This is a genomic window from Martelella sp. FLE1502 (assembly GCF_053484255.1).
Map to the genome: position 1 here is coordinate 90492 of NZ_JBAKFQ010000005.1, position 24967 is coordinate 115458.

The 24967-nt window shown below is 62.5% G+C and carries 23 protein-coding genes; 14 read left to right on the forward strand and 9 right to left on the reverse strand.

Going from position 1 to position 24967, the window contains the following annotated elements:
- The first annotated feature begins 14 nt into the window (after positions 1–14).
- Both V6767_RS06420 and V6767_RS06425 read left to right on the forward strand, forming a co-directional pair.
- Positions 15–887 carry an aldose 1-epimerase family protein gene (locus V6767_RS06420; protein WP_448472695.1) on the forward strand — a complete coding sequence of 291 codons (873 nt, stop codon included), beginning with the start codon at positions 15–17 and terminating at the stop codon, positions 885–887.
- A 145-nt stretch (positions 888–1032) separates the two neighbouring features.
- Positions 1033–1689 carry an aquaporin gene (locus tag V6767_RS06425; RefSeq protein ID WP_448472696.1) on the forward strand — a complete coding sequence of 219 codons (657 nt, stop codon included), beginning with the start codon at positions 1033–1035 and terminating at the stop codon, positions 1687–1689.
- A 62-nt stretch (positions 1690–1751) separates the two neighbouring features.
- On the opposite strand, the gene bglA is transcribed toward V6767_RS06425, so the two are convergent.
- A complete protein-coding gene (bglA, locus tag V6767_RS06430) occupies positions 1752–3395 on the reverse strand; it encodes a beta-galactosidase BglA (RefSeq protein ID WP_448472697.1) in 1644 nt (547 codons plus the stop codon).
- A gap of 186 nt (positions 3396–3581) precedes the next feature.
- Between bglA and V6767_RS06435 the strand changes: the two genes are divergently transcribed.
- Positions 3582–4613, forward strand: coding sequence for a glycosyltransferase family 4 protein (locus V6767_RS06435; RefSeq protein ID WP_448472698.1), 1032 nt, complete (start codon positions 3582–3584; stop codon positions 4611–4613).
- A 23-nt stretch (positions 4614–4636) separates the two neighbouring features.
- Here the strand turns inward: V6767_RS06435 and V6767_RS06440 are convergent, their stop codons facing one another.
- Entirely contained in the window at positions 4637–5983 is a 1347-nt protein-coding gene (locus tag V6767_RS06440) for a GAF domain-containing protein (RefSeq protein WP_448472699.1), read from the reverse strand.
- Positions 5977–6450, reverse strand: a complete 474-nt coding sequence (locus tag V6767_RS06445; RefSeq protein ID WP_448472700.1) for a hypothetical protein — start codon at positions 6448–6450, stop codon at positions 5977–5979. The genes V6767_RS06440 and V6767_RS06445 overlap by 7 nt, the downstream gene beginning before the upstream one ends.
- Before the next feature lie 205 nt (positions 6451–6655).
- On the opposite strand from V6767_RS06445, the gene V6767_RS06450 reads away from it, so the two are divergent.
- Positions 6656–7363 carry a hemerythrin domain-containing protein gene (locus tag V6767_RS06450; protein ID WP_448472701.1) on the forward strand — a complete coding sequence of 236 codons (708 nt, stop codon included), beginning with the start codon at positions 6656–6658 and terminating at the stop codon, positions 7361–7363.
- A 102-nt stretch (positions 7364–7465) separates the two neighbouring features.
- The gene (locus V6767_RS06455) at positions 7466–8068 is read left to right on the forward strand and encodes a YceI family protein (protein ID WP_448472702.1); all 603 of its coding nucleotides are present in this window, start codon (positions 7466–7468) and stop codon (positions 8066–8068) included.
- A 16-nt stretch (positions 8069–8084) separates the two neighbouring features.
- Here the strand turns inward: V6767_RS06455 and der are convergent, their stop codons facing one another.
- From der to V6767_RS06485, 6 genes are all read right to left on the reverse strand, one after another.
- Positions 8085–9512, reverse strand: coding sequence for a ribosome biogenesis GTPase Der (gene der / locus V6767_RS06460; RefSeq protein ID WP_448472703.1), 1428 nt, complete (start codon positions 9510–9512; stop codon positions 8085–8087).
- 68 nt (positions 9513–9580) lie between these two features.
- Complete coding sequence (locus V6767_RS06465) at positions 9581–10267, reverse strand: tetratricopeptide repeat protein (protein ID WP_448472704.1); 687 nt, start codon at positions 10265–10267, stop codon at positions 9581–9583.
- Between the two features lie 92 nt (positions 10268–10359).
- Entirely contained in the window at positions 10360–10947 is a 588-nt protein-coding gene (locus V6767_RS06470) for an NnrU family protein (protein ID WP_448472705.1), read from the reverse strand.
- A 135-nt stretch (positions 10948–11082) separates the two neighbouring features.
- Positions 11083–12357, reverse strand: a complete 1275-nt coding sequence (gene sbmA, locus V6767_RS06475; protein ID WP_448430855.1) for a peptide antibiotic transporter SbmA — start codon at positions 12355–12357, stop codon at positions 11083–11085.
- A gap of 118 nt (positions 12358–12475) precedes the next feature.
- Positions 12476–13237 (reverse strand): type I methionyl aminopeptidase, encoded by a 762-nt coding sequence (gene map / locus V6767_RS06480; protein WP_448472706.1) that lies wholly within the window; start codon positions 13235–13237, stop codon positions 12476–12478.
- Between the two features lie 13 nt (positions 13238–13250).
- Complete coding sequence (locus V6767_RS06485) at positions 13251–14297, reverse strand: LLM class flavin-dependent oxidoreductase (protein ID WP_448472811.1); 1047 nt, start codon at positions 14295–14297, stop codon at positions 13251–13253.
- 207 nt (positions 14298–14504) lie between these two features.
- On the opposite strand from V6767_RS06485, the gene V6767_RS06490 reads away from it, so the two are divergent.
- The 9 genes from V6767_RS06490 (at position 14505) to V6767_RS06530 (ending at position 24967) form a co-directional block, all read left to right on the forward strand.
- Positions 14505–15011, forward strand: a complete 507-nt coding sequence (locus tag V6767_RS06490) for a hypothetical protein (RefSeq protein ID WP_448472707.1) — start codon at positions 14505–14507, stop codon at positions 15009–15011.
- A gap of 191 nt (positions 15012–15202) precedes the next feature.
- Positions 15203–15979: a 3-hydroxybutyrate dehydrogenase gene (locus tag V6767_RS06495; protein WP_448472708.1), complete on the forward strand. Its 777-nt coding sequence runs from the start codon at positions 15203–15205 to the stop codon at positions 15977–15979.
- Between the two features lie 30 nt (positions 15980–16009).
- Positions 16010–17473, forward strand: a complete 1464-nt coding sequence (gene xdhA, locus V6767_RS06500; protein WP_448472709.1) for a xanthine dehydrogenase small subunit — start codon at positions 16010–16012, stop codon at positions 17471–17473.
- A 3-nt stretch (positions 17474–17476) separates the two neighbouring features.
- Positions 17477–19822 (forward strand): xanthine dehydrogenase molybdopterin binding subunit, encoded by a 2346-nt coding sequence (gene xdhB / locus V6767_RS06505; RefSeq protein ID WP_448472710.1) that lies wholly within the window; start codon positions 17477–17479, stop codon positions 19820–19822.
- A gap of 3 nt (positions 19823–19825) precedes the next feature.
- Positions 19826–20665: a xanthine dehydrogenase accessory protein XdhC gene (xdhC, locus tag V6767_RS06510; RefSeq protein WP_448472711.1), complete on the forward strand. Its 840-nt coding sequence runs from the start codon at positions 19826–19828 to the stop codon at positions 20663–20665.
- 97 nt (positions 20666–20762) lie between these two features.
- Positions 20763–22001, forward strand: a complete 1239-nt coding sequence (locus V6767_RS06515) for a urate hydroxylase PuuD (protein ID WP_448472712.1) — start codon at positions 20763–20765, stop codon at positions 21999–22001.
- Positions 21965–23296: a guanine deaminase gene (gene guaD / locus V6767_RS06520; RefSeq protein ID WP_448472713.1), complete on the forward strand. Its 1332-nt coding sequence runs from the start codon at positions 21965–21967 to the stop codon at positions 23294–23296. The genes V6767_RS06515 and guaD overlap by 37 nt, the downstream gene beginning before the upstream one ends.
- Before the next feature lie 98 nt (positions 23297–23394).
- Positions 23395–24543, forward strand: a complete 1149-nt coding sequence (locus V6767_RS06525; RefSeq protein WP_448472714.1) for an alpha-hydroxy acid oxidase — start codon at positions 23395–23397, stop codon at positions 24541–24543.
- 31 nt (positions 24544–24574) lie between these two features.
- Positions 24575–24967 (forward strand): hypothetical protein, encoded by a 393-nt coding sequence (locus tag V6767_RS06530; RefSeq protein WP_448430832.1) that lies wholly within the window; start codon positions 24575–24577, stop codon positions 24965–24967.

Below are 24967 nucleotides of genomic sequence, written 5' to 3' on the forward strand. Positions count from 1 at the left end.
CGGGAGATGCCGTCATGTCCGACGATATTCTGATCAAGAACGAACGCCTTGCCGTCGCGGTCTCGCCGCTTGGCGCCGAGACCCGATCAATCACCGGCAAGGACGGGCGAGAATGGCTCTGGGATGGCGACCCGGCCTATTGGACCGGCCGCGCGCCCATCCTGTTTCCGATCGTCGGCAAGGCGCCGGATAACAGGGTGACGATCGAGGGCATGGCCTTCCCGATGCAGCAGCACGGCTTTGCCCGCAAGAGCCTATTCGCGCTCGAGGACAGCTCGCCCTCCTCCTGCCGCTTCCGGCTTGACCCGACGGACGAGACTCGGTTGGCCTATCCGTTCGAATTTTCGCTTGCGATCACCCATGCTTTGGCGGACGCGACACTGACGGTGACCGCCGAGGTGGACAACCGGGACGAGCGGCCAATGCCGTTCGGCTTCGGCTTTCATCCCGCCTTCCGCTGGCCGATGCCGGGCCTCTCCAGGGGCCATGTCCATCACATCGCGCTCGCAAACCGCGCCGCGCCCGCCATGATCCGCCTGCGCGACGGCCTCCTGGACCTGACGCCGCTCGCCTCGCCCTTCTCGGGCGGCTTGCTTGCCCTCGACCACGATTATTTCGAGGCGGATGCGATGGTCTTTCCCGAAGGCGCTGGCGACCGTCTGAGCCTCAGCGCCGAGGATGGCCCGTCGCTCAATTTCCGCTTCGAGAACCTGCCGAACCTGGCGCTCTGGACCAAGCCCGGCGCGCCCTATATCTGCGTCGAGCCCTGGCACGGCATGGCCGCGGCCCATGGCAAGGGCCCGGCGATCGAAGACCGGCCTTTCACCCTAACGCTGCCCGCCGGCAAATCGGCGCGTTTCGGCTGGTCCGTGACGATAGACGGATAGGTTGCCGATCTCTTATTTTGCTTGCTAAACGCGAACTAATCGCGCATATCTCGAAAAAAACACCTGGGTCGCTCCACATTGATCGTTCAATTGTCGGCGAGCCGCTCGGGGAATGGGGGCCGCCGTTTTTTTCGGGGTCCTCAACATGAAGAAACTCGTGGCGGAATTTATCGGCACGGCCGTGCTTGTGCTGTTTGGCTGCGGCGCAGCCGTTCTTGGCGGCGATGCCATCGGGCAGACCGGCATCGCCTTTGCCTTCGGTCTCGCCATTGTCGCCATGGCCTATGGCATCGGGCCGATTTCCGGTTGCCACATCAACCCCGCCGTCAGCCTCGGCGTGTTTGTCGCGGGCCGCATGCCGGCCGGTGAAATGCTGCGCTACTGGGTCGCCCAGTTCTCCGGCGCGCTGGTGGGCGCTTTCGTTCTGGCGATCATCGCCGGCTCCACGGCCAGCCTCGGCCAGAACGGCTGGGGTCCGGGCTATCTCGGCGAATATGCCCTTCCGGCGGCGCTCGTCTTCGAGGTAGTGTTCACCGCGATCTTCGTGATCGTCATTCTCGGCTCGACCGGCGCCGCGGCGCCCGCCGGCTTTGCCGGGCTTGCAATCGGGCTTACGCTCGTTGCCATTCATCTCGTCGGCATTCAGGTCACGGGCGTCTCGGTCAATCCCGCCCGCAGCTTCGGTCCCGCACTGCTTGCCGGCGGCCATGCGCTGGCCCAGCTCTGGCTGTTCATCGTCGCGCCGCTCGCCGGCGGATTGCTCGGAGCCTTGCTCTATCGCTTCAAGGCGCTGGAAGACTGAGCGCGACGCGGAGGCCCGGCGAACCGGGCTTCCGCCATCACATTGCGCACGGCGAACCTGTTCTAGATCCGCGCGCAAAACCCGTCGAAGGCGCCGAGTTCCACCTCGGCGCCGTTCAGCACGCCCGTCATGCCCGGCAGATCGACGGATTTGACGTGGTCGACGGTCATCTGCAACGGCACGTCCTGCGGCGTGTCGGCGAAGTTGAAGATGAACAGCAGGGTTTCATTGCCCTTGCTGCGGGTAAACATCAGCACGTCGTCACTGTCGCAGTCGTGAAATTCGATATCGCCGTCAAACAGCGCCGCATGCTCGGCGCGAAAGGCGAGCGTGGCGCGGTAATGGCTATAGACCGAGTCCGGTCGGGGCGCCTGCTCGAACACCGAAAGCGCCAGATGGGCTTCCGGCACCGGCAGCCAGGGCTTTTCGGCCGTGGAGAAGCCGGCATCGGGCGGCACATTGCTCCATGGCATCGGCGTGCGGCAGCCGTCGCGGCCCTTGTAGGAGGGCCAGAAGCGAATGCCATAGGGATCGCGCAGATCCTCGAAGGCAAGCTCCGCCTGCGGCAGGCCGAGTTCCTCGCCCTGATAGAGGCAGATCGACCCCCGCAGCGTTGCCAGAATCGAAATGGCGAGCCGCGCGACCGGTTCGCGCTCGGCTTCCGTTTTGGCGAAGCGCGAGACATGGCGATCGACATCGTGGTTTGAAAACGCCCAGCACACCCAGCCGTCGGACACCACGGTGAAGAAATTCTCCACGCATTTGCGGATATGGGCCGGCGAGAAATCCGGGCCGAGGAAATCGAAGGTGTAACACATGTGAAGCTTGTCGTTGCCGGCGGTATAGTCGGCAACCGTCTTCAAAGAGCGCGCACCGTCGCCGACCTCGCCCACCGAGGAGCGGTCGTCATATTCATCGAGCAGCGCCCGGAAACGCTGGAGAAAGCCGATATTCTCCGGCCTTGTCTTGTCATAGATGTGCTTCTGAAAGCCGTAGGGATTGACGTCCGGCGCATCGAGGCCTGCGGCATCGTCATCCTCCAGCATTGGCGGATTGTCGCGCAGCTTGTCGTCGCAGAAATAGTAGTTGACCGTATCGAGGCGGAAGCCGTCCACCCCGAGATCGAGCCAGAACCGGACCGCGTCGAGCAACGCATCCTGCACCTTCTCGCAATGAAAGTTGAGATCGGGCTGGCTCGTCAGGAAATTGTGCATGTAATACTGCTTGCGGGTGCCGTCCCACTCCCAGCCCGGCCCGCCGAAGATCGACATCCAGTTGTTGGGCGCCGTGCCGTCGGGCTTGGCATCGGCCCAGACATACCAGTCGGCCTTTGGGTTGTCCTTGCTCGAACGGCTTTCCTTGAACCAGGGATGCTGGTCGGAGGTATGCGACAGCACCTGATCGATGATGACCTTCAGGCCGAGCCTGTGGGCCTCGTCCACCAGCGCCCTGAAATCATCGAGCGTGCCGAACATCGGATCGACATCGCGATAATCCGAGACATCGTAGCCCATGTCGGCCATCGGCGACTTGAAGAACGGCGACAGCCAGATCGCATCGACGCCGAGCTCGGCCACATAGGTGAGCCGCCGGGTGATGCCGGGCAGATCGCCGATGCCGTCGCCTGTGGTATCCTGAAAGGAGCGGGGATAGATCTGGTAGATGACGCCGCCACGCCACCAATTGCCGGTATTGCCGTCCGTCATTGAAAATTCCTTGCTCGAAATGTCTGGTCCTGAGCCTATCTCCGCGCCCGCCCGAGGTAAATGCGGCGCGGCATTTCTTTTGCAACGCACAATCGCGCCGAAAGTGCCACTGTAATATGACTGACATATGCGCGGGCTAAAGCGGCTGAAACCCGCAAATGCCTTTTGTCAAAGGACATTCCGTGAATGGCTGAACCGGTGAAGAGACTGACTGTCATCTCGGATGCCTGGCATCCGCAGGTCAACGGCGTGGTTCGCACCATAGAGAACACCAATCGCGAGCTGGCGAAGATGGGCATGGAGGTGACGATGATCACCCCCGACATGTTTCGCAATATGGGCATGCCGACCTATCCTGAAATCCGCCTGGCGCTTGCGAGCTACCGTCACGTGGCCCGCCTGATCGAGGAAAGCCGCCCGGATTACGTTCATATCGCCACCGAAGGGCCGCTCGGCTACAAGGCGCGGCGCTGGTGCCGCAAACGGAAGTTCCGCTTTTCGACGAGCTACCACACGCGGTTTCCCGAATATGTCTCCGCCCGCCTGCCCATCCCGGCAAGCTGGCTCTATTCGGTAATGCGCAATTTCCATAATGCCGGCAATGGCTGCATGGTCGCCACCGAAAGCCTAGCCCGCGAGCTGGAAGGCCACGGCTTCAATAATCTGATGCGCTGGAGCCGGGGGATCGACAACACCCTGTTCTATCCCCGCCCGAAGACGGATGCCCCGTTTGGCGGCCTTGCCCGCCCGATCTTCCTGACGGTCGCGCGCGTGGCGGTGGAAAAGAACATCCAGGCACTGCTTGCGCTCGACCTGCCGGGCAGCATCGTGATCGTCGGCGATGGTCCCGCGCGGCGCGATCTGGAGCAGAAATATCCGAAGGCCCATTTTCTCGGCATGCTGAAAGGCGACGAACTGGCCAAGGCCTATGCCGAGGCCGATGTCTTCGTCTTCACCTCCAAGACCGACACCTTCGGTAACACCATCATCGAGGCGCTGTCATCCGGCATTCCGGTCGCAGCCTTCCCCGTCACCGGCCCGGCCGATATCCTCGGCGGACATGAACAGGCGGGCGCACTCGACGAGGACCTTAAGGCCGCCTGCCTGAAGGCGCTTGATTGCTCATCGGAAAAGGCCCGCGAACTGGCCGCGACCTACACCTGGGAAGCCGCCGCCGCGCAGTTCCATGACAATGTGATCCGCGCACATGACGGCTGAGGTTCAGTCGGGTTGTCGCACCGCTATTCATCCACGATCGAAATTTCCGGCTTTCCGTCGATCACCAGCCGGATCTGACCGCGCCCGGGGCGCTCCAGCCGCACCGGCCCGCCGCGTTCTTCCAGCCGCCGGCGCAACAGGATCAGACGGGTCTCCAGATTGTCCTTAAAATCCGGCAGGTTGAGGCTCTTGTCCCGACGGATTTCGCGGTTGGAGAAAACCGTCCTGTCCGACTGCGCATAATTGCTTACGAAATGATGCAGCAGCCGGCCCGGCACGCCCCGAATGACGTATTCATTGTCGATGAACACGCCGCCGTCACGCGGGAAAAACTGAAACACGAAACTGCTTTCATCGCCGCTTTCAGCCGCCGACGCGGCGGCCTGAGGGCTCGCCTCGCCCAGACCATCAGCGACCTCGAAATTAACCAGACCTGCGGCCACCTGCGCCCCAACCACCCTGAGGGCGGCTTCCTCGTTATGCGAAAAGTCGAAGCTTCTTTCGGATTCGGCAAACATCACGCCGACAAGGCGTCCGCCGGCGATCATCGGCACCGCAACCTGGCTTTGCGGCTCATCGATCGTCGGCATGGGAATTTCGTCATACGTTGCAGCAGCAGCAGAGGCGATTGCAGAGACGTAACGCCGGCTGCGTCTTAGATCGGGGATGCGGACGGTTTGCCGGCGTTCGGCGGCAATGCCGATAATGCCGTCTCCGATGGGGATCTCGGCCCCAAAGCCGAAATGCGGATAGCCACGGCTTGCGACGGTCACGAGCCTGTTTGTCTCAAGATCGGCGATCAAGATCATGGAGTGAGCGAACCCGAAACGTTTTTCCAAAACCGCAAGGCTAACGTCGAGAAGCGTCTCGGCATCGCCGAGCGTGGCGAGTTCACCTGTTGTTACGGCAGCTTGCCAGAGATGGTTTTCGCAGTTTTGCAACAGCGGCGGCGGCAGCGCCAACGGCGCGACCGGATCGATGCGGTTGCACGCCTCCACCCGGTAGATGTCCACGGCCCTTAGCCGCAACATGTGCGACGTCTCCTGAAGACCCGCCATCACATCGAACTGGGCGGCGAGACGATCGAATATACCACCGGAAAGGTCGGAGCGCTCGAACACAAGGTCGAGGACATGCTGCAAGCCCGTGCGTCCGTCCAGCACGACCAGAGTAGCCCTGCCCGTTATCGCGATATTGGCCGCCGTCTTCGAAAAAAACTGGTTGGAAAGGCCGACACGTTCGCTGTCGACGTAATGGACCTGCGAGAGATAGGAGATATTGGGCATGCCCGCGGCATCGCTGGTCGCGATAACGGAGGGCATGATGCCCTCGAAACTGTCGCGGATCGCCTCCAGCGGAACGCTCAGCATTTCTCGCTCCATATCCGCGCGCCGGCGCCAGGGCCCGGGGTCTGCACGAAAAGATCGGCCGGCCAGAACCGGACCGCCGCCAGATCGGCATCGCAGAACACCGAGGAAAGCTGAAGACGGCTGACGCCGAGGCCGGCCAGCAGATCGAGCATCTCTTCCATATAGCGGCTCGCCCGTTCCGTCTGCTCGAGGTTCGCCGGCGCGACCGAGCCGATAGAACCCTTTACCTGCACAGCGCGATACGTGCCCGGATTGGCAAAGGTCACGGCGATCAACCCGCCCTTTCTCGCATTGGCGTGGAAGCCCGGCCACTGGCTCGAAGAGGCCAGGAGGACGATATCGCCCTGATCCGCATCGAAATAGGCGCCGCATCCGCGGCCGACATGGGGCCGCAGCGCCGCGTCGGTGGTCGCTGCAACAATCATCACGTTGCCGGACAGAAAAGCCGCGACGTCGCCTTCAAGCACCTTGTTCCCCAGAGCAGGCGCGATTGCCGTGACACTATTCTACCCGCGACCGTCGGATCGGCATAGCCACAACCCGCAAATAGGAAAGATTTAGGAAAGCGGAGCAGCGCTTAGCAAGCTTTTAGGAAGCGCGGCGCGAGGCGTGTCGCTAATGCAGGAGCCGCCGCCGGATTGCCGGCATTTGCAACAAACCAGCGAGACCGAAATGAGCCATAACGACTTCATGACCAACACGCCTATCCTTGCGCACCGCTATGACCTCTACGGCAGCGTCCACAAGGGGCTGCGTCGCACGCAATGCCTGCTCCTTACGCGCCTCGGCGCGAATGACTTCACCGATGCCGCCACGACCGAGAAGCTTCTTTCCGATATGAAGCGCCTGCTTTCGATGGCCGCCGCCCATGTCGAACACGAGGACAGGGAGATCCATGCGGCCCTCCACGAAAGGGGGATCGGCACCGGTCTCGTCGATGAGCAGCACGACGATCACCGAAAGGCCTTCGCCATCATCGCCAACAAAATCACCGCGGTGGAGAATGCCAGCGGCGCTGCGCGCGTCGAGGCCGGACGTGGGCTCTACCTCACCTTCGCGGCCTATATCGCCGATGACTTCGCCCATATGCATGAAGAGGAAACCGTGCTCTGCCCGATCCTCTGGCAGAATTTCTCCGATGCGGAACTGCAGGCGATCGAGATGCGCATCATCGCCTCGATCCCGCCGGAGGAGAACATGGCGTTTACCCGCATGATGTTGCCGGCGATGAACCCGGCCGAGCGCAATGCGATGGTCGGCGGTATGTATCGCGCCATGCCCGCGGAGGTCTTCAACGCGGTCGTCGAATTCGCGATCCGCCCCAGCCTGACGGAGGCGGAGTTCGCCGCCGTTCAGACCGGCATCGGACTGGCGGCATGACCACCGCCGAAAACGGCAGCGGCTGCAGCCCGGAAGACTGCGCCGCCTGCGCCGGGCGCTTCTGCACGACAATCACAAAGCTCTACATTCTGGAGAACGACAATGCGTATCAATACCCTTCTGCTCGCCCTCATGATCGCCGCCCCCGCGATGGCGGACGGCCCGCAGCCAGCGCCGAGCGGCCTTTATGAACAGGACAGCCCGCACACCAGCGTAACCTGGAAGATCGACCATTTCGGCCTGTCGCACTTCACCGCCCGCTTCATCGGCGCCAACGCGCGGCTCAACTGGAACGCCGACCAGCCCGCGCTTTCAAAGCTGACGGTGGAAATCGATCCCACCAATGTCAGAACCGATTTCCCCTTCCCGGAAGTCGAGGATTTCGACGGCAAGATCGGCGGCGATCCGGCATTCCTTGCTGCAAGCCCGATCACTTTCGTCTCGGACAGCATCACGATCACCGGCGAGAATACCGGCCGGATCGAGGGCAACCTCACCATGCGCGGAGAAACCCATCCGGCCGTGATGGATGTCGTCTTCAACGGCTCGCTCGCCGAGCACCCGATCGAGAAGATCGCCAAGCTTGGCTTTTCCGGCCACATGACGGTCAAACGCTCGCTCTGGGGCCTGACATTCGCGACGCCGGCGCTCAGTGACGATGTGGATGTGGCGATCGAAATCGAATTCAAGCCGGCCGGGGCCTGACCCCAGCTGAGATTACCTACCGCTTCTTCTTGCGCTTGTGCTCGAACGGGTTCTCGCCGGCGCGGAAGTGGATGCGGATCGGGACGCCCGGCATCTCGAAATCATTGCGCAGGCCGTTGGTCAGGTAGCGGATATAGCTTTCCGGCACCGCATCCGGCCGCGTGCAGGAGATCATGAAACCCGGCGGGCGGGTCTTCACCTGCGTCATGTATTTCATCTTCAGCCGCCTGCCGGAGACGGCGGGCGGGGGATGGCTGATGGTCTGGTGGTCGAGCCAGCGGTTGAGCCTTGCGGTGGAGATGCGCCGGTTCCAGACCTTGTCGGTGTCGGCGATCGCCTGCATCAGCTTGTCGAGGCCGGTGCCGCGCTCGCCGGAGATCGGCACGGCGCGGATGCCGCGCGCCTGCGGCAACAGCCGCTCGGTCTTCTCGCGCAGATCGGCTAGCACGGCCTGGCGATCCTCGATCATGTCCCATTTGTTGAAGGCGAGCACGGCGGCGCGGCCCTCGCGCAGCACCAGATCGACGATCTGGAGGTCCTGTTTCTCGAACGGGATCGTCGCGTCGAACACGATCACCACGCATTCGGCAAAGCGGATCGCGCGCAGCGCATCGGAGACCGAGAGCTTTTCGAGCTTTTCGACCACCCGCGCCTTGCGGCGCATGCCGGCCGTGTCGAACAGCTTGATCGGCCGGCCGCGCCATTCCCATTCGACCGAGATCGAATCGCGGGTGATGCCGGCCTCGGGGCCGGTCAGCAGCCGCTCCTCGCCGAGATAGCGGTTGATCAGGGTCGACTTGCCCGCGTTCGGCCGCCCGACGATCGCGACCCGAAGCGGCTTGCTGTCGTCATAGGGGGCCGCCTCCTCCGGGTTGTCGGCCTCTTCCTTGGTCAGCATCACATCGGTGAGCGCTTCCTCGGCGGGCTCTTCCTTCGGGAAGGCGCGCTCCTCGCCGATCGCCTCGACGATCGCGTCGCGCAGATCGTGCATGCCCTGGCCGTGCTCGGCGGAAATCGGGCAGGGTTCGCCAAGGCCGAGCGTGAAGGCGTCGTAGAAGCCGGCATCGGAGCCGCGCGCCTCGGCCTTGTTGGCGACCAGCACCACGGGCTTGCCGCGGCGGCGCACCATTTCGGCGAGCGTATTGTCCGCCGGCGTCAGCCCGGCCTTGGCGTCGATGACGAACAGCGACAGATCCGCCTCGTCGATCGCCGCCTCGGTCTGGGCGCGCATCCGCCCCGGCAGGGTGTCGGCGGCAGCCTCTTCAAGGCCGGCCGTATCGATGATGGTGAAACGCAGATCCGCAAGCCGCGCCTCGCCCGGACGGCGGTCGCGGGTGACACCCGGCGTGTCGTCGACAAGCGCCAGCTTCTGCCCGACCAGACGGTTGAACAGGGTCGACTTGCCGACATTGGGTCTTCCGACGATGGCGACCTTGAAACTCATGAAATGTTTCTCCTGGCGGTCATGTCCCGCCGCTTTTTCGCGCGCTTCGCCTCGCCGCGAAAGACGTGTCAGCCGGCCGCGGTCTCGGCGACATTGCCGTCGGCGGTCATCACTTCGAGCATGATCTGGGCGCGGTTCAGCACATTGCGCGGGGCTTCCGGATCGTTGGCAATCGCCTCGAACCATTGCTGGGCGCGGGTGTAATCCTTTAGCCGGTAGGCCGACAGGCCGAGGATTTCGCGCGCGGAGAAGCGGAACGGATTGCCGTCATTCGACAATTCCTCGACCTCGGCGGACACCTGCTCATAGGTGCCGGTATCGACCAGCAGCCAGCCGGCGCGCAGCTTCGCCGCATCGCGGATCGCTTCCGGCACCGAGCGGTCCTTGCCGATCGACGAGAAGGCCGAGATCGCCGCGGCGGTGTCGCCCGCTTCGGAAAGCAGGGTGGCGGCGCGCAGCTGCGCCAGCACCGGATAGGAACCGTGGCCTTCCTGCTCGAGCTGGGCCAGCGTCTGTTCGGCGGCATCGAGATTGCCGGCCTCGATCTGGTTCAGCGCGGTGAGGAACACGTCGCCGGATTTCGCCGCCTCGCGGGATTGCCAGTATTCGTAACCGCGCCAGCCGGCCGTGCCGACCACGAGAATGACGGCAGCCGCAATCAGAATCTTGCCATAGCGTCGCCAGGCATCTTTCATCCTGTCGGAACGCAGTTCCTCATTAACCTCGCGGATAAAGCTGTCGTTCTGATCTGCCATTCCGTCACTCCGGCATGCATTTTGTTACGTGCCGGGCCTTCTAACCGTTTTTTCGCTCTGTTGTAAGGGCAAAAGGCGCTTCGCCGCACCGATTATGCGGCGAACTGGATCGGCACGCCGATCAGCCAGACATGCAGCTTCCAGATGAACAGCCCCCACAGCACGATGCCGAGGATAAAGGCATAGGCGTCATAGCGCGCCGAGACGAAGGGCTTGCGCGTCAAAAGCCCTGCCCGCTCACGCCGCGCCAGAGAAATGCGCAGGATCACCGCCCAGATCAGGATACCGGCAAACAGGATGACCGAGGCCGCCTCGCCATTGGCCAGAAGATGGGCGAGCGCCCAGATCTTGACCGACAGCACCATCGGATGCTTGGCGATCGCCGCGATCTTGCCCGGCGGAAAGAAGCTCGCCGAAAGACAGATCATCGCGATCAGCATCAACAGGATGGTGATATGCGCCATCCAGAATGGCGGCGAGTAGAAAACCGCCCCGCTTTGGCGCGCCTGGCCGAAGGCGAACACGAGAAAAACGAATTCGGCCAGCGCCGCGAGCGAAAACAAGCCCTTCCACGGGTTCTCGCCGATGCGGTCGATGATCGACTGGCGAAACCCCGGCGCGAAGGTGTGAATGAGATGCGTTCCGGTGAAAAGCAGAACGGCGATTATGAGCATGACCATGAAGGAACCCCGAAAGAACAATCCACCCGACGCCACCATAAGCCGGAAGCGCGCCATTTAGAAGTGTTCCAGTCGAAGTCGCGACAGGCCAATGGGACCGACGGGATCGGGTGACAACCCCGTCCTTTCTCAGCTTTACCCCTCGGGATGCGGCTCGACAACGTCGCCGCCGGGCTCCTGATAATCCTCTTGGTCGATCTCGGGCAATTTCTGGCCGAAGATCGCGGCCTCGAAGGCGGCAAGACGCTTGTAGATCGAGATCAGTTCGATGATCGTCGACCATGACATCACGAGATACTGGAACGAGCTTGCGACCTGCCCGAAGGCCGTCACGATCTGCTGCACGAGACCATAGGTCACAGCCCCCGCCACGATCGCCGGGACGAGGATGAAATAGGCGAAGATATTGTCGGCCTGCAGGTAGAGCGAGCGGGCGAGGTTGAAATAGGTGTAGTGCAGATAGAGCCGGAAATAGTTGCGCCGCACATTGTCGAACAGTTCGACTAGGGTTTCCGGCTGCGCGCGGTCGGCATGGTCCTCGCCATAGACGAGTTCCTTACGATAGGCCGCCTCAACACGCTGGTTGCGGAATTCGAGCCCCGGCAGCTTGACGCCGACCACCACCATCAGGATCGTGCCGAACAGCGACCAGAAGATCGCGGCGGTGAAAAGCGGCGCCGGGATTGCGCCGACGATCGGCAGTTCGGTGACATATTGCGACAGCGAGAACAGCACCGGCAGGAAGGCGATCAGCGTCATCACCGAATCGATCATCGAGACGCCGAGGCCTTCCATGATCGAGGCGAAGCGCATCGTGTCTTCCTGCACGCGCTGGGAAGCACCCTCGATGTGGCGGACGCGATCCCACATGCCGGTGTAGTAATCGTTCATCGCCGTGCGCCAGCGGAAGATATAGTGGCTGACGAAGAAGCGCGTGACGATGAACAGCGTGACGGACAGGAAGGCGATCTGCAGGAAGATCAGCATCAGCGTGTAGAAATCCTGCGCGGTAATGCCGGCCTCGCCCTGCAGCGCTGCCTGCAGCGTATCGCCGAACGGGCGGCGCCAGTTGTTGATCGCGACCGATATCTGCACCGAAAAATAGGTGATGAAGATGATCAGCTGCGAGCCCCAGACCGACCAGAGCTGCCATTTGCGATTGTCGCCGACAATCCACCAGAACACGCCGAAGATGACCGAGAATACGGCGTAGTAGAGGTAGAACCAGAGAAAATCCGGCGTGAAGAAATGCGCAAGCCCGATCGGTTGATCACCCTCGGGAAACGGCTTGAACCCGATACTGACGCCGAGTTCGCGGACCACGCCGTACCAGCCGGCGATGGCGACCAGGGTCCATATCAGAGCGGAGAGGAAAAACCATTTCGGCCGGGGAAAAAATGACTGAAACAAGAGCAGGCCTTCCGGAAATGTTTGCGCTTTCGCAAGTCTTACGGCATTTGGCTTAACAAAGAGAAATTAAAGATAATTAAGGTGCCTCACATTCCCGTGGGCAGCCGCCGCGGCTAAATCACCCCCCGGCCCCCTCGCCCAGCGTCAGCACCAGCGGCCCGTTGCGGGTGGCGACGATCGTGTGTTCGAACTGGACGGTGAGCGCGCGCGGCTGGGAATAGAGCACCCATTCGCGGTCTTCCTCCTCCGCCCATTCGCCGCCGAGCGACAGAAACGGCTCGACGGTGAAAACCTGGCCTTCGGCGATGATCCGCCGCTCGGCCCTGTCCGGCCAGGTGGAAAGCTCGGCGGGCTCCTCGTGCAGCGACCGGCCGATGCCGTGGCTGGCGAGGTTCTGGATCAGCGAATAGCGATTCTTGCGGGCAAAATCGCCGATCGCGTTGCCGATCGCGGAAAAGCCGCTTCCGGGTTTGACCTGATTGATGCCGGTCCACATCGCCCGCTTGCCGTCGCGGCACAGCCGCTTGACCTTGGAGGTGACCGGCGGCACGGCGAAGGACGCGCCGGTATCGGAAAAGAAACCGTCTTTTTCGGCCGAGACGTCGATATTGACGAGGTCGCCTGCGGCAATCACCCGGTCGCCGGGAATGCCGTGGGCCACTTCCTCGTTGACCGAAATGCAGGTAGCGCCGGGAAAGCGGTAGGTCACCTCCGGCGCCGATTGCGCGCCATTTTCCTCCAGGAAAGCGCGGCCGATATTGTCGAGCTCCAGCGTGGTGATGCCCGGCTCCAGCGCCGCCGCCATTTTTTCAATCGCGGTGGCGCAGATCCGGCCGATATCCTTCAGCGCGGCCAGTTCTTCTTCAGTCTCGACAATCATGGGACGCTTTCTTTCAGACCGGCTCTCCCTGAGCCAGCATTTCCTTCACCATCGGCGCGACTTTCGTGCCGTAAAGTTCGATGGCATGCAACACTTCGTCATGCGGCACAAGCCCGACGGCGAACTGAATCATGAACCGGTCGAGCCCCATGATGCGCTGATGGGCGACGATCTTCTTCGCCAGCTCCTCCGGCCCGCCGACGAAAAGCGCGCCTTCCGGCCCGCGCGTCGCATCATATTGCGCCCGGCTTTGCGGGCCCCAGCCGCGCTCGCGCCCGATCCGGTCCATTACGGCCTTTTGCGGCTCGTAGAAAATGTCTGCGGCCTTTTCGGTGGTATCGGCGAGAAATCCGTGGACGGAGATCGCGCGCTTCAGCTTCGATACGTCATGCCCCGCCTGCTCGCCGGCCTTCCTGTGAAGATCGAACAGCGGCGCGAACCGGCGCGGCTGGCCGCCGAGAATGGCGATGATCAGCGGCAGGCCGAGAAAGCCGGCGCGCGCCATCGATTGCGGCGTGCCGCCGGCCGCGATCCACACCGGCAGCGGGTCCTGCACCGGACGGGGATAGACCGGCAGGTTGTTGATCGGCGCCCGGGTCTTGCCCGACCACGTCACCGTCTCGTTGTCGCGGAGCTTCAGCAACAGATCGAGCTTTTCCTCGAACAATTGGTCATAGGCTTCCAGCGGATAGCCGAACAGCGGGAAGCTTTCGATGAAGGAGCCGCGGCCGGCCATGATCTCGGCGCGGCCGCCCGAAAGCAGATCGACGGAGGAGAATTGCTGGAACACCCGCACCGGATCATCCGAAGAGAGGATCGAGACCGCGCTGGTGAGGCGGATGTTTTCGGTGATCGTCGCCGCTCCCGCCAGCACCGTGGCCGGCGAGGACACCAGATAGTCGACGCGGTGGTGCTCGCCAACGCCGAAGACATCGAGCCCGACGCTGTCGGCGAGCTTGATTTCCTCCATCAGGTTCTTCATCCGCTTTTCGGCCTCGCGGCCGCGATCGATGCCGTCGGCGGGATCGACATCGGCAAAGGTGAAAACGCCCAGTTCCATACTCATCCTTTCAAGCGCGTCGTGTCGCTTCAGCTTGGTTTCCCCAGCATATGGAGCAATCATGGGCGAATGTCATGGCCCTGCGCGGGGTGACGGATTGTTCAGGCTTTGTGACCGCATTGTCTCGTGACGCCTCTTCAGGTTGCACCGACTGCATTTCCATCACAAGATGCGTCAAGGAAAACGGCCCGGGGGAAGCAGGTCGGCATGGAGTATTCGGAGTGCCAGGCATCGCTGGGCTGCATCAGCCTTATGGCACCGATGGTCGGCCTGACCCTCGGCATCCTTTACATCTTTGTTGTCGCGATCCTCGACATCATGCAGGCCAATCTGCACTCCTATTTCCGAACCGTTATCGCCGCTCTTTTTCCGTGGGTGGCAGCGCCGAAGGATGACGGCGGGAAAGACGGCCACCTGCGCTACGCCCTGCGTCCCGTTTTGGGCGTTAGCGCGATGATGGCGATAGTGGTGACGTTTTTGGTGTTCTTTGGGCTCGATTCCGACAGGATCACCTTTTCCGCCGTGCTTGCAACCAGTTTCGTCGCCGTGGGCACGCTCGCCAGAAGAGGTTCCTCCTTTACGATCCGATGGCCTGCCCGTGGCATCGAATGGCGCATCTATCCCATAGCATCCCTCGTCTGGCATATAAGGGCGGCACTGTGGTGCACGATGTTTTTCTGGTTCATGCGGTTTGCTCAGGAAGTCGACCTCTAGAGACAAATCGACAACAAACGGCGCTTGAAGACCGACAGAAAATGCGAGTCGGGATCTGCAGCGGCATTTTCGAACCGTTTGGTCAATTTTTTCCGAACCGGCTGCATTCACGCCTCTTCGGGCGATTGCATGGATTGCTGATTGCGCATAACCTTTCCGACAAAACATCAAGAACGGGAATGGACTGAAGAATGGCGCGGACTGTCGTGATTACCGGCTCCACCAGCGGCATCGGGCTCGGCATCGCCGAGGGCTTTGCGGCGGCGGGCGACAACATCGTGTTGAACGGCTTCGGCAGCCAGGCGGAGATCGACGAAGCGGTCGAGCGTATCGGCGCGCTGGGCAGCGGATCGGTGATCTACCACCCCGCCGACATGACGAAGCCGGACGAGATCGAGGCGATGATCGCATCCGCCGCGGATACGTTCGGCGGCATCGATGTGCTGGTCAACAATGCCGGCATTCAGCATGTCAGCCCGATCGAGGATTTTCCGCCGGAACAATGGGACCGGATCATCGCCATCAATCTGACGAGTTCGTTCCATACTATCCGTCACGCCGTGCCGCTGATGAAGAAGGCGGGCTCGGGCCGCATCATCAATCTGGTCTCCGCCCACGGCCTCGTCGCCTCGCCGTTCAAGGCGGCCTATGTCTCGGCCAAGCACGGCATGATGGGGCTGACCAAGACGGTGGCGCTGGAACTTGCCGAACACAAAATCACGGTCAACGCGATCTGTCCCGGCTATGTGCTGACGCCCCTTGTGGAGGCGCAGATACCCGACACCGCCAAGGCGCGCGGCATGACCGAGGAACAGGTGAAATCGGACGTGCTGCTGGCAGCCCAGCCGACGAAGGAATTCGTGACCGTCGAGCAGATCGCCGCGACCGCGCTCTATCTGGCAAGCGACGCGGCGGCCCAGGTGACCGGCACTCATATTTCGATCGATGGCGGCTGGACGGCCAAGTGACGCTCGAACGAGCGGAATGAAGGACAATGGATGACGATACGGTTCATACTGAACGATGAGGAAATTGCGCTTGACGCGATGTCGCCCTCGGAGACGCTGCTCGACTATCTGCGCATCAAAAAGCGGCTGACCGGCTCCAAGGAAGGTTGCGCGGAAGGCGATTGCGGCGCCTGCACCGTGCTTGTGGGCCGGCTGACGCGCGGCAGGCTGGTCTACGAGACCGTCAATGCCTGCATCCGTTTCACCGCCTCGCTCAACGCCACCCATGTGGTCACGATCGAGCATCTGGCGGCGAAAGACGGCACGCTGCACCCGGTGCAGCAGGCGATGGTGGATCTCAACGGCTCGCAATGCGGCTTCTGCACGCCGGGCATCGTGATGTCGCTTTACGCGCTGTGGATGGAAAACGAGAAGCCATCGCGCTTCGCCATCGAAAAGGCGCTGCAGGGCAATCTCTGTCGCTGCACCGGCTACGAGCCGATCGTGAAGGCCGCCGAGAAGGCCTCGGCCATCCGCCCGGATGCGGCCTTCGACGCGATTGCCCGCGAGCGCGACAGCGTGATGACGCGGCTTGCCGGCATGAAGACGGATGCCACGATCACGGTCGGCGACGAGACCAGCCGCGCCATCATCCCGGGCTCGATCGCAGCGCTTGCCGAGACGCTGAAGGAATATCGCGACGCCACCATCGTCGCCGGCTCCACCGATGTCGGGCTGTGGGTCACAAAGCAGATGCGCAGGCTGAACCCGATGGTGTTCATCAACCAGCTCGAAGAGCTGCAGACCATCACCGAGACGGATACGAGCTTCATCATCGGCGCGGGTGTCACCTATTCCGAGGCGCTGCCGGCGCTGGCGGAAAAAATCCCGGCCTTTTCCCGGCTGATCTTCAGGATCGGCGGCGAACAGGTGCGCAATATGGGCACGATCGGCGGCAATGTCGCCAATGGCTCGCCGATCGGCGACACCCCGCCCGCCCTGATCGCGCTCGGCGCCACGCTGACGCTGCAATCGACAAACGGCACCCGCACCATCGCCCTGCAGGACTATTTCCGCGACTACGGCAAGCAGGACCGCAAGCCCGGCGAGTTCGTGCTGTCGCTCACCGTGCCGAAGCCCACGTCCGGCAGCCATTTCGCGGTCTACAAGGTTGCCAAGCGTCGCGAGGAGGATATCTCCGCCGTCTGCGGCGCATATTATCTGAAGCTTGCCGAGGACGGCACGGTCGCGACCATCCGCATCGCTTATGGCGGCATGGCGGGCATTCCCAAGCGCGCTTCCCATGTGGAGGCCGCGCTTTCCGGCAAGCCCTGGAACAGCGAAACGGTGGAAGCGGCGCGCGCGGCCTTCGAGGACGACTACCAGCCGATGACCGATATGCGCGCCACCGCCGCATACCGCATGCTGACGGCGAAGAACCTTTTGACGCGGTTCCTGCTTGAGACCGGCGGCGACGCGCAGGAACTGCGCCGTTTTGCCGAAGAGGAGGCGTAAGCGATGGACAAGGCAATCCACGACACCGCCAAGCTGAAGGCCGAAATCTCCGGCGGCATCCACAAATCCCGGGTGCATGATTCCGCCCACAAGCATGTGGCGGGCACCGCCGAATATATCGACGACATGCCGGAACCCGCCGGCCTGCTCCATGCCGGCGTCGGCCTTTCCGACCGGCCGCATGCCAAGATCGTCGCCATGGACCTCTCCAAGGTCGAGGCGGCCCCTGGTGTGGTCTGCGTTCTCACCGGCAAGGACGTGCCCGGCGTCAACGATATCTCGTCGGGCGGGCACCACGACGAGCCGCTGTTTGCCGACGAAATCGTCGAATATCACGGCCAGCTCATCTTCGCCGTGATCGCCGAGACCCGCCATCAGGCCCGCGCGGCGGCGAAACTGGCCGAAATCACCTATGAGGACCTGCCGTTCTGGACCAGCGTGCGCGATGCGCTCGCCCATAACGCGCCGGACGTGATCACGCCGCTGAAGCTCCAGCGCGGCGATGCCAGGGCGGCGCTCGAAACGGCGAAGAACCGGATCACCGCCGAGATGGAAATTGGCGGCCAGGAGCATTTCTATCTCGAAGGCCAGATCGCGCTGGCGATCCCCGGCGAGGATGACGAGGTGGCGGTCTGGTCCTCCACCCAGCACCCGAGCGAGATCCAGCATGTCGTCGGGCATGTCCTCGACATCCCCTCCAACGCGGTCACCGTCTACCAGCGGCGCATGGGCGGCGGCTTCGGCGGCAAGGAGACGCAGGGCAACGGCTTTGCGGCGATCGCAGCCCTGGCGGCGAAGAAGCTGAACCGCGCGATAAAATTCCGCCCCGACCGCGACGAAGACATGATCATGACCGGCAAGCGGCATGACTTCGTCGCCTTCTACGACATCGGCTATGACGATGACGGCGTCATCGAGGCGGTGGACGCCACCTTCGCCGCCCGCTGCGGCTTTTCCGCCGATCTCTCCGGTCCGGTGACCGACCGCACGCTGTTTCACGCCGACAGTTCCTACTACTACCCGAACGTCCATCTGGTGACGCGGCCGCTCAAGACCCATACCTGCTCCAACACCGCCTATCGCGGTTTCGGCGGGCCGCAGGGCATGCTGGCCGGCGAGCGCTTCATCGAGGAAATCGCCTATGCGCTGGGCCGCGACCCGCTCGATATCCGCAAGGCGAATTTCTACGGGCCCAACGGCTCCGGCCGCGATGTCACGCCCTATCACCAGACAGTGGAGGACAACATCATCCTGCGCATGGTCGAGGAGCTGGAGCAAAGCGCCGACTACCGCGCCCGGCGGCAGGCGATCATCGATTTCAACAGGACGAGCCCGATCATCAGGAAGGGCATCGCGCTGACGCCGGTGAAATTCGGCATCTCCTTCACCATGACCGCCTTCAACCAGGCCGGCGCGCTCGTCCATGTCTATCAGGACGGTTCGGTGCAGCTGAACCATGGCGGCACGGAGATGGGCCAGGGGCTCTATATCAAGGTCGCGCAGGTGGTCGCCGACGTGTTCCAGATCGATCTGGAGCGGGTGAAGATCACCGCCACCACCACCGGCAAGGTGCCCAACACCTCCGCCACCGCAGCCTCCTCGGGCTCCGACCTCAACGGCATGGCGGCCTATAATGCGGCGAAGGAAATCAAGGATCGGCTGATCGGGTTTGCGGCCAGCCACTATCAGGTCGCGGCCGAGGACATCGAGTTCCTGCCCAATCGTGTGCGGATCGGGAGCAAGGAAATCCCCTTCCCCGATCTGGTGAAGGCCGCCTATTTCGGCCGTATCCAGCTTTCGGCAGCGGGTTTCTACAAGACCCCGAAAATCCACTGGGACCGGGCGGCGGGCAAAGGCCGGCCGTTCTACTATTTCGCCTATGGCGCGGCCTGCACCGAGGTCTCGATCGACACGCTGACCGGCGAATATATCTTCGAACGCACCGACATCCTCCACGATGTCGGCCGCTCGCTGAACCCGACCATTGATATCGGCCAGATCGAGGGCGGATTCATTCAGGGCATGGGCTGGCTGACAACTGAAGAGCTGTGGTGGAACGACAAGGGCCACCTCAGAACCCACGCGCCCTCCACCTACAAGATCCCGCTCGCCTCCGACCGGCCGAAGATCTTCAACGTCAAGCTCACAGATTTTTCCGAAAACCGCGAACCGACCATCGGCCGCTCCAAGGCCGTCGGCGAACCGCCCTTCATGCTGGCGATCTCCGCGCTAGAGGCGATCTCGATGGCCGTCGCCAGCGTCGCCGACTATCGCGTCTGCCCGCGCCTCGATGCGCCAGCCACGCCGGAACGCGTGCTGATGGCGGTCGAGCGGATGAAGCAGGTTTGAACGATGGGCGAGGCGGAGACATATCGGCGGTTCTTTGCGACGCACGGTCCATCCGTCATCGTCACCGTCGCGGCGATCAAAGGCTCGACGCCGCGTGAGGCCGGAGCCGCGATCGCCGTCTCGGCCGGTGCCACCTCAGGCACGATCGGCGGCGGACAGCTTGAATATTTCGCCATCGACCACGCCCGCGCGCTGCTTGCGGGCCGCACGGCGCAAACCCGGCTCGATATCGCTCTCGGCCCGGATATCGGCCAGTGCTGCGGCGGGCGTACGGAGCTGGCATTCGAGGTCGCCGACGCGGCGACCATCGCAACCTTTCTCGCGCGACTTGAGACAGAGACCGCCCGCCAGCCCTCGGTGTTCATCTTCGGCGGCGGCCATGTCGGCTCGGCGCTGTCGGCGGCGCTCGCGCCGCTGCCCTTCAACACCGTGATCATCGAGAGCCGGCCGGACATGGTCGAGGCTCTGCCCGAGGACGTGGAGCTTCGGCTCTCCCCCCTGCCGGAGGCCGAGGTCGCCAACATTCCCGCCGGCGGGGCCGCCGTGATCCTCACCCACGACCACGCGCTGGATTTCCTGATCGCCACCGAGGCGCTGAAGCGCGATGACCTTTCCTATTGCGGCATGATCGGCTCGAAGACCAAACGCGCCACCTTTCTGAGCTACGCCGGAAAACAGGAGCTCTCCGAGGCCGCGCTTTCCCGCCTTGTCATGCCTATCGGCGGCACCGCGGTTTCCGACAAGCGCCCGGCGGTGATTGCCGCTCTGGTTGCAGCTGAACTGATTTCGGTCATTCATGCCGCAAAAGCGGGCAGGCTGCACACTACGGATGCAGCCCGGTAACGCCTTCCTATCTATTTGCGATCATTTGCAAAACATCTCTTTTTTTTCGCGTAGAAATTGCGCATCATCGGGACGATCTTAGTTTTGGGGACACTTTATGTTTGAACTCGCCATCATGTGGGAGTGGGCGCAATTCGCCGTGCGCTGGCTGCATGTCATCACCGCCATCGCCTGGATCGGCTCATCCTTTTATTTCATCGCGCTCGATCTCGGCCTCGTCGCCCGTCCCGGATTGCCCGAAGGCGTTTCCGGCGAGGAATGGCAGGTCCATGGCGGCGGCTTCTACAATATCCAGAAATACATGGTCGCGCCCGCGCACATGCCGGAGCACCTGATCTGGTTCAAATGGGAATCCTATTTCACCTGGATGTCCGGCTTCCTGATGCTGGCGCTGGTCTATTATGGCGGCGCGGACCTTTTCCTGGTCAACCGCAGCGTGCTCGACGTCTCGGCCCCGGTCGCGATCCTGATCTCGCTGGCGTCGCTGTCGATCGGCTGGCTGTTTTACCATTATCTGTGCAAATCGCCGCTCGGCAAGCACACCATCGGCCTGATGCTGCTGCTCTATGTGCTGCTGGTGTTCATGGCCTGGGGGTACTCGCATCTGTTCACCGGCCGCGCCGCCTTCCTGCATATGGGCGCATTCACGGCGACGATCATGACGGCAAACGTGTTCTTCGTGATCATTCCCAACCAGAAGATCGTGGTCGCTGATCTGAAGGCCGGAAGGACGCCCGACCCCAAGCTCGGCAAGGAGGCCAAGCAGCGCTCGCTCCACAACAACTACCTGACGCTGCCGGTCATCTTCTTCATGCTGTCGAACCACTATCCGCTGGCATTCGCGACCACCTATAGCTGGATCATCGCCTCGCTGGTTTTCCTGATGGGCGTTACCATAAGGCACTATTTCAACACCGTGCACGCCCGCAAGGGTCAGCCGAACTGGACCTGGCTGCTGACCGCGCTCATCTTCATCGTGATCATGTGGCTGTCCACCTCGCCGCAATTCTTCAAGGTGGAAAACCCCGACATGGCTGTCGCCCCCGCCTTCGAGAAATTTGCCGCGGACCCGCATTTCGCCGACGCCAAACAGGTCGTCTCAACACGCTGTTCTATGTGCCACATGGCCGAGCCCGTCTATGAGGGCATTCACCGCCCGCCGCTCAATGTGCGCTTCGAGACCGACGCCGAAATCGCCTCGCGCGCCAACCAGATTTACTTGCAGGCCGGGCGCAGCCATGCCATGCCTCCGGGTAACGTGACCGGCATGACGCCGGACGAACGGGCAAAGCTGGTGGCATGGTACAGGTCGAGCACGCAGGCAAAGAGCGAATGATCCTCAGGGGGCGGTTGCTGTCGTTTCACCGCCGCCCCGAGAACCTGTCGGATACGGGAAGCTATCTCTACGAGGAAGATGGCGGCCTGCTGATCGAAGACGGCCGCATCACCGCCTGCGGCGCGTTTGGCGATGTCCGGGCGCAGGCCCCGGAGGACGTCGCGATCATCGATCATCGCCCGCATCTGATCCTGCCGGGCCTGATCGACACCCATCTGCACTTCCCGCAGATGCAGGTGATCGGCTCCTATGCTGCGAACCTGCTGGAATGGCTCAACACCTACACCTTTGTCGAGGAACAGCGCTTCGTCGATTCCGCGCACGCCGCCCGCATCGCCGTCGCCTTCTTCGACGAGATGATCCGCCAGGGCACCACCACATCCGTTGCCTACTGCTCGGTCCACAAGGCCTCCGCCGACGCCTATTTCGCGGAAGCCGCGCGCCGCAACATGCTGATGCTCGGCGGCAAGGTGATGATGGATCGCAATGCCCCGGACGCGCTGACGGATACGCCGCAATCGAGCTATGACGACACCAAGGCCGTGATCGCCGACTGGCACGGCAGGGGCCGCAACCATGTGGTCATCTCGCCGCGCTTCGCCATCACCTCCACGCCGGAGCAGATGGAGATGGCGGCCGCACTCGCCCGCGAGCATCCCGACCTGCATATCCAGACGCATCTGTCGGAAAACCTGGCGGAGATCGAATTCGCCTGCTCGCTCTATCCGAAGGCGAAGGACTACACCGATATCTACGCGCATTACGGCCTGCTGCGCCCCAACATGCTGCTCGGCCACGCGATCCACCTTTCGGAGCGCGAGCGCGATGCGTTGTCGGAAACCGGCGCGGTCGCCGTCCATTGCCCGACATCGAACCTGTTTCTCGGCTCCGGCCTGTTTCCGCTGAAGGAATTCGAGCGCCGGGACAGGCCGGTGCGCATCGCGGTCGCCACCGATATCGGCGGCGGCACCAGCTATTCGATGCTGAAGACCATGGACGAGGCCTACAAGATCCAGCAATTGCGCGGCGAAAGGCTGACGCCGCTGGAGAGCGTCTTCCACATGACCCGCGGCAATGCCGAGGCGCTTGGCCTTGCCGACAGGATCGGCACGCTGGAGCCGGGCAGCGATGCCGATATCGTTGTACTCGATGCGCGCGCGACCCCGGCCATGGCGCTGAAGATGGAAGCCGTCACCACGCTTGCCGAGGAGCTGTTCCTGCTGCAGACGCTCGGCGACGACCGGGCGATCGCCGAGACCTATATCGCCGGCAGGCCGGCCAAATCGGCGCTCTGACACCGCTTGCCGGGCTGCGTACCGCCGCCGTGTTTGCAGGCTTGGCGCGGCACGCCGGATTTGCCATAAGCGATATGCGGCGTTTACCGGAGAGACCGATGTTTTCTGAGCCACTGACGATTGCCGACCTGAAGAAACGGGCCAAACGGCGCGTGCCGAAGATGTTCTACGACTATGCCGACAGCGGCGCGTGGACGGAAAGCACCTATCGCGCCAACGAGGCGGATTTCGCGAAAATCCATCTGCGCCAGCGGGTTCTGGTCGATATGTCGGATCGCTCTCTCGCAACCACCATGGTGGGCGAGAAGGCCTCGATGCCGGTCGCGCTCGCGCCCACCGGGCTTTGCGGCATGCAGCATGCCGATGGCGAAATTCTCGCCGCCCAGGCGGCCGAGGAGGCGGGCGTTCCCTTCACCCTGTCGACCATGAGCGTGTGTTCGATCGAAGATGTCGCCGAGCACACCAACAAACCGTTCTGGTTTCAGCTCTATGTGATGAAGGATCGCGGCTTCGTCGAAAGCCTGATCGGCCGCGCCAAGGCCGCCGGCTGCAGCGCGCTGGTGCTGACGCTCGACCTGCAGATTCTCGGCCAGCGCCACAAGGATATCGTCAACGGCCTTTCGACCCCGCCGAAATTCACGCCGAAACATGTCTGGCAGGTCGGCACCCGCCCGTTCTGGGCGCTGGAAATGCTGCAGACCAAGCGCCGCTCGTTCCGCAATATCGTCGGCCACGCGCCGGCCTCGTCCGATCTGTCCTCGCTCGCGGTCTGGACCGCCGAACAGTTCGACACGCGGCTTTCCTGGGCGGATGTCGAATGGATCCGCGAGCGCTGGGGCGGCAAGCTGATCCTCAAGGGCGTGCTCGATACCGAGGACGCCGCGATGGCGGCAAAGACCGGCGCCGACGCAATCATTGTCTCCAACCATGGCGGCCGACAGCTCGACGGCGCGCTGTCCTCGATCTCCATGCTGCCGAAGATCGTCGATGAAGTCGGCGGCGAGATCGAGATCCACATGGATGGCGGCATCCGCTCCGGCCAGGATATCCTGAAAGCCCGCGCGCTCGGCGCGAAAGGCACCTATATCGGCCGCCCCTATCTCTACGGCCTCGGCGCCATGGGCAAAAAAGGCGTCACCCGCGCCCTCGACATCCTGCGCAAGGAACTCGATGTGACGATGGCGCTCTGCGGCAAGCGCGATATCGAGGAGATCGACCGCAGCATCATCGCGAAGGTGGATTTTTGAGTTGACGTTGATTCGCCGAACCGCAGTTTTGATGACGCTGACAATATCAGGCACCGGCCTTCTGGCCTCTTGCAGTCAGACATTGCCTGCTTTCAGCCAATGGAACGAAGCCGACTTCACGATACAAAGTGGCCCTGCCGCGCTATCCGCACCCCGGTTCAAGTTTCGAAATGGCGTCGTGACAGTCTACGAGAAAGATTTCAGTTGTTCCGGGAAGCTGAAGGAAATTTTGGCAGAATCGGAACCGGTCCGTATTGCAATAGATTGCGGAGAAATGGGCGAAGGATCTGCAACGTTTAAGGTCACTCATTTGCCAAACGGGACAAGCCGGTTGGTTGGGATATTTGCGTATCCCAATCGAACCGCGCGGCCGCTTATCGTCAAACAATTGGCTCAAGTTTCCGCGTTGGATCAGCCCCTATGA